Origin of the sequence: Marinobacter sp. (assembly GCF_035268745.1) — a bacterium.
Taxonomy (GTDB): Bacteria; Pseudomonadota; Gammaproteobacteria; order Pseudomonadales; family Oleiphilaceae; genus Marinobacter.
The window spans coordinates 1-4,222 of record NZ_DATFKH010000013.1 but is presented as its reverse complement, the minus strand read 5'-3'; the positions used below and the strand labels follow the sequence as shown (position 1 = coordinate 4,222).

Below are 4,222 nucleotides of genomic sequence, written 5' to 3'. Positions count from 1 at the left end.
TGCGGCTGGCAGGGGGGCTTTTCAAGGGCTGTTGTGAATACCGGTATCCGGCTGCGCCAGCAGCGTAATCAGGTCCTGAATATGGTGCCATGGCGACAGTGAGTCGAAACCTTTTGCGGCCCGGTCTGCGGCACTGCAAAGCTCAAAGGCCGAATTGAGCCGGGCCCGTGTCAGCCGCCTGGCTGCCTGTTCAATCGCCCGCGCCCGCTGGGGCTGGAAGACACCGCGCTGTTTCAGGAACCCGGAGCTGTTTTCACCGCCGGCCTGTCGCGCGCTGGCAATACGCAGTTCCAGGGCAAGGTTGAGGTCCCGGTTAAGCACCGTCAGGAAGCCCAGAGGGTTCTCACCTTCCTGCTGAAGGGCGCCGGCAATTTTTCGCGCGTGGGTTGCCCTGCCGGCAAGAGTCTCGCTGACGAGTTCAAAGCCGTTAAAGCGTGAACTGTCCTGCACGGCCTGCTCAATGGTGTCTTCATCAACGGTACTGTCTGAACAGAACAGGGCCAGCCGGTTCAGTTCCTGACTGGCGGCGAGAAGATTGCCCTCGAGACGCTCGGCAAGCAGGTTGAGCGCGCCACGGGTCAGGTTAAGGCCCTGTTGCCGGGCCCGTTGTTGCAGCCAGCCTGGAAATTTCTCCGCGTCGATGGGCCAGAGCGGAAGGTGGAGTCCGGTTTTCTGCAGTTCCTTGTACCATTTGCGCCGGGTTTCCGCGGCGTCCAGCCGGGCGCTGATAAGAACAACGACAATATCCTCGGGCGGGTCCTGCAGGAAACCTTCGATGACGGCCCGACCATCACCAAGTTTGCCGCCTGGCAGGTGGATTTCAATGCGCCGCTTTTCGGAAAAAAGGGAGAGCGCGCTGAACTCTTCACCCACGCGATTCCAGTCAAATTGCGGGTCGGCATGAAAGCTCAGGCGATCCTGATAACCCGCGTCTTTTGCCGCCTTGCGGATCTGGTCACAGGACTCCTGAACCAGCAGGGCTTCATCACCTGACACCAGATAGACCGGCAACAGGCCCTTTTCCAGATGCTGGGCGAGCTGATGGGGCTGGATCTTCACCGTGCTGCCTCGAGTGCATCCAGTCGCGCCTGATTCAGTGGTGCAAGGCGGAACAGCACCTGCCGGGCCAGATTCCCGGACAGCTGGTTCTGAAGCGTCTTCTCTTCCTGTTGCTTGGCAAGCACGTTGGTTTCATCGTAGCGGTAGGTTATGGCACTGTTGACTCGCTCAGTCGCGATAAGCGGGGTCTGATCGGCGGCAATCAGCTGCAGCTCTACGGATTGTCTGAGCCTATATTCAGCGGCGGCAGCCCTTGCCGTGACCGCCGTTGCGCGTCTTTCCTGACGGAAATTGCCTAACTGCAGAATGGCCGTCGCGCCGGTTTCACCGGTCAGTTCGACGCCGCCCCGGGCCAGCTGTTGTTCTACCTCACGGCAGAGCTGGTGGGGAACCTCTGGCCCACATTTCAGGGCCAGAGGCTGAACGGCTTCGGGCACACTGGAGCCACCGCGAAGCTGAAAGCCGCAGCCTGCCAGCGCAAAGCCGAGGAACAGGCAGAGCAGAATGGCGGCCCTGGGCATATCAGTTAGCAACCACGTTAACCAGCTTGCCCGGCACAACGATGACCTTGCGGACGGTTTTGCCCTCGGTGAAACGCACTACATTCTCGTTTTCCAGTGCCAGGGCTTCAAGGCTGCTCTTGTCGATATCGGCGGGCACATCGGCTTTGGCCCTTACTTTGCCGTTCACCTGCAGCACCACCTGGATCTCACTGCGGACCATGGCAGCCCTGTCGGCTTCCGGCCAGGTCGCGTCCACCACCGGTTCCTGGTGGCCCAGCGCCTGCCAGAGCTGATGGCAGATGTGCGGCACAATCGGCGCCAGCAGCAGCACTGCCGTATCCAGTGCTTCCTGGCGCACAGCGTGGCTCTGGGGCTCACTGCCGGTCAGTTTTGCGGTTTCATTCAGCAGCTCCATCACCGCAGCAATCGAAGTGTTGAATGTCAGCCGGCGGCTTATGTCATCACTGACCTTGGTAATGGTTTCATGGGTCTTGCGACGAAGATTCTTCTGATCGCCGGTAAGACCACCGGTATCCAGGGCTGGCGCAGCTCCCCCGGATACGTGCCCGGATACCATTCGCCAGAGCCGCTTGAGGAAGCGATGGGCACCTTCCACCCCACTTTCGGACCATTCCAGGGACTGCTCGGGTGGCGCCGCAAACATCATGAACAGGCGAACGGTGTCGGCGCCATGTTCGTCGATGATGGCCTGCGGGTCGATGCCGTTGTTCTTCGATTTGGACATCTTGGTGACGCCACCGGCAATCACCGGCTGGCCGTCGTCTTTATGTACGGTACTGATGACCTGGCCTTTTTCATCACGTCCGGTTACCACATCCGCCGGTGATATCCAGGTTTTGCCACCATTATCATCTTTCCGGTAATAGGTCTCGGCCAGCACCATGCCCTGGCACAACAGACGGTTAAACGGCTCTGAGCTGTCCACCAGTCCGAAATCCCGCAGCAGCTTGTGGAAGAAGCGGGCGTACAGCAGGTGCAGGATGGCGTGTTCGATGCCGCCGATGTACTGGTCAACCGGCAGCCAGTAGTTGGCCGCAGCCGGGTCGAGCATCCCCTGGTCGAAGTTCGGGCTGCAGAAGCGGGCGTAATACCAGGACGACTCCATGAAAGTGTCGAAGGTATCGGTTTCCAGGGTGGCGGGCTGTCCTTCAAAGCTGGTTTTCGCCCATTCCGGGTCCGCCTTGAGGGGCGATTGCACGCCGTCCATTTCCACATCTTCCGGCAGGATAACGGGCAACTGCCCGTCCGGCACCGGGCGCTCGGTGCCATCTTCCATAGTCATCATGGGGATGGGAGCCCCCCAGTAACGCTGGCGGGAGACACCCCAGTCACGAAGCCGGTAATTAACCTTGCGCCTGCCGATGCCGCTTTCTTCCAGGTAATCGGCGATGGCGTCAAACGCTTCCTCGCTGGTCAGGCCAGTGTATTTGCCGGAGGACACCAACACACCTTTTTCAGTGAAGGCCTGTTCCTGGACGTCAATGGTGCGGTTATCACTGGGTGCGATCACCTGTTTGATGGCGACCCGGTACCTGACGGCAAATTCGTGATCGCGCTCATCATGGCCCGGAACGGCCATCAATGCACCGGTGCCGTAATCCGTCAGTACGAAGTTGGCAACGTAAACCGGAATCTCTTCGTCGGTCAGGGGATGAATGGCCTTGTAACCCGTATCAATGCCTTTCTTTTCCATCACCGCCAGGTCTGCTTCAGCGGTTTTGCTGTTGCGGCACTGATCGGCAAATGCGGCAACTTCCGGATAGCGCTCCGCGGCCTTGCGGGCAATCGGGTGTTCGGTCGAGACCGCCATATAGGTGACACCCATCAGGGTATCCGGGCGGGTGGTATAGACCTCCAGCGGTTCGTCACCATCTTTCATCCGGAAAGTCAGCTCGGTGCCAACGGACTTGCCAATCCAGTTGCGCTGCATGGTCTTGACCTGTTCCGGCCAGTCTTCAAGCTGGTCCAGGTCATTGAGCAGTTCTTCGGCGTAGTCGGTGATGCGGATAAACCACTGCGGAATTTTCTTCTGTTCCACCAGCGCGCCGGACCGCCAGCCGCGGCCATCAACCACCTGCTCGTTCGCCAGAACGGTCTGGTCCACCGGGTCCCAGTTAACCGTGGACATCTTCTTGTAGACCAGGCCTTGCTCATAGAGGCGGGCGAAGAACCATTGCTCCCAGCGGTAATAGTCGGGTTTACAGGTGGCCAGCTCCCGGTTCCAGTCATAGCCGAAGCCCAACTGCTTGAGCTGGTTCTTCATGTAGGCAATGTTGGATTGGGTCCAGCTGGCGGGCGCCGTCCTGTTGGCAATGGCGGCGTTCTCTGCCGGCAGCCCGAATGCGTCCCATCCCATGGGCTGCATCACGTTCTTGCCCTGCATACGCTGGTAACGGGAAATCACATCGCCAATGGTGTAATTGCGAACATGCCCCATGTGAAGCTTGCCACTGGGGTAGGGGAACATGGAAAGACAGTAGTACTTGGGCTTGCCGGGCTCTTCCCTAACCGTAAACGTGTTGTTCTCCTCCCAGAAATTCTGGGCTGTGCGCTCAACATCGCCGGGATTATACTGCTGATCCATTCCTGCCATTACCAAAGTTGCCCTGTGTCAAAGTAAATGTGCGAAAGGGCAGATA

Annotated in this window: 3 protein-coding genes; all 3 read right to left on the bottom strand. The window is 59.1% G+C overall.

Annotated features, from left to right (window positions below):
- Positions 1 to 21 precede the first annotated feature (21 nt).
- The 3 genes from holA to leuS are packed head-to-tail and all read right to left on the bottom strand — an operon-like array spanning position 22 to position 4,167.
- Positions 22 to 1,059, bottom strand: coding sequence for a DNA polymerase III subunit delta (holA, locus tag VJ956_RS00950; RefSeq protein WP_324080651.1), 1,038 nt, complete (start codon positions 1,057 to 1,059; stop codon positions 22 to 24).
- Positions 1,056 to 1,592 carry an LPS assembly lipoprotein LptE gene (gene lptE, locus VJ956_RS00945; RefSeq protein ID WP_324080649.1) on the bottom strand — a complete coding sequence of 179 codons (537 nt, stop codon included), beginning with the start codon at positions 1,590 to 1,592 and terminating at the stop codon, positions 1,056 to 1,058. The genes holA and lptE overlap by 4 nt, the downstream gene beginning before the upstream one ends.
- Positions 1,582 to 4,167, bottom strand: a complete 2,586-nt coding sequence (leuS, locus tag VJ956_RS00940; RefSeq protein ID WP_324080653.1) for a leucine--tRNA ligase — start codon at positions 4,165 to 4,167, stop codon at positions 1,582 to 1,584. Before leuS ends, lptE begins: the two co-directional genes overlap by 11 nt.
- Between the last annotated feature and the right edge of the window lie 55 nt (positions 4,168 to 4,222).